The organism is Streptomyces sp. NPDC058470 (assembly GCF_042721055.1).
Lineage (GTDB): Bacteria > Actinomycetota > Actinomycetes > Streptomycetales > Streptomycetaceae > Streptomyces.
In genome coordinates this window covers 1-1,080 of the sequence record NZ_JBHXMF010000155.1, presented here as the reverse complement: position 1 = coordinate 1,080, position 1,080 = coordinate 1, and the positions used below count along the sequence as shown (strand labels likewise).

Below are 1,080 nucleotides of genomic sequence, written 5' to 3'. Positions count from 1 at the left end.
CCCACGCCAGGTGGAACACGGTGGCGGTACTCATCCCCAGCGAACGTGCCACCTCCCGTACCTGGGTGCCCAGTTCGGCGTCGACGGCCAGCCGGGCGCGGGTCACGCCACTTCCGTCACCGTGAATGTCGACGAGTCCGTACGGTGCGGTGGTCTCCTCGACGTCTCCGAGCAGTTCGGCGAAGTACCGCTCGTGCTCCTCCCGAGGGACTCCCAGCCGGGCCTGCGCCACAAAGTTCCGGAACGGCAACGGCTCCGGCAGCAACGCCTCCCCACCCGAGAGGAACGCGCGCAGTTCGCCCAGCAATACGTCCTGCGTGGTGTGGTCCTGCACCAGGTGATGGATACGCAGCAGCACCAGCCACCGGTCACCACCAGGCTCAGCGGCGACCTGCACCCGGATCAACGGAGCCCGCGTCAGATCCATCCTGGCCCCGCCGAGAGCCAGCATCTGCGAAACGCCCTCGCCATTCTCCGGATCGAGCGAGACCTCCTCGACGGGCAACTCCACTTCCCGGAGGACGACTTGGAGGGGATCGCGCAGTCCCTCCCACACGATCGCCGTGCGGTAGATGTCATGCCGGTCCACCACGCTCTGCAGCGCACCCAGGAACGCATCCAGCCGCTCCCGCGAGTCGAGTCCGAGGACGCGGGGGGAGGCGTACACGTCGTGTCCGGTATCCGCCTGGAGCAGATAGTGGAAGAAGATGCCTTCCTGGAGCGGGGCGAGGGGATAGACGTCGGCGATGTTGCCCGCGCCACCAGGGACCTGCCTGGTGAGGTGCGCGATCTCGCTCTCGTCCAACTCGACCAGAGGGAGCATGTCCGGAGTGATCTCGACCGTGCCCTGCGGGAGACGGTTCGGCGGAACCACCACCGTCTGCGGAGCAGCCACCACGGCCAGGCCCGCGACCGTCGGCGTCTGGAACAACGCCCGCACCGAGATCGACACCCCCCGCTCACGCAACCGCTCCACCAACGACACCGCCAGCAGCGAATGACCGCCCAGCTCGAAGAAGTCGTCCTCCACACCCACCGACGGCAGTCCGAGGACCTCGGCGAAGGCCTGGCACAGGATCT

Annotated in this window: 1 protein-coding gene; it reads right to left on the bottom strand. The window is 67.6% G+C overall.

Annotated features, from left to right (window positions below; genetic code table 11):
* On the bottom strand, nucleotides 1-1,080 hold a 1,080-nt coding region (locus ACFWP7_RS42620; protein WP_384394054.1), incomplete at both ends, for a condensation domain-containing protein.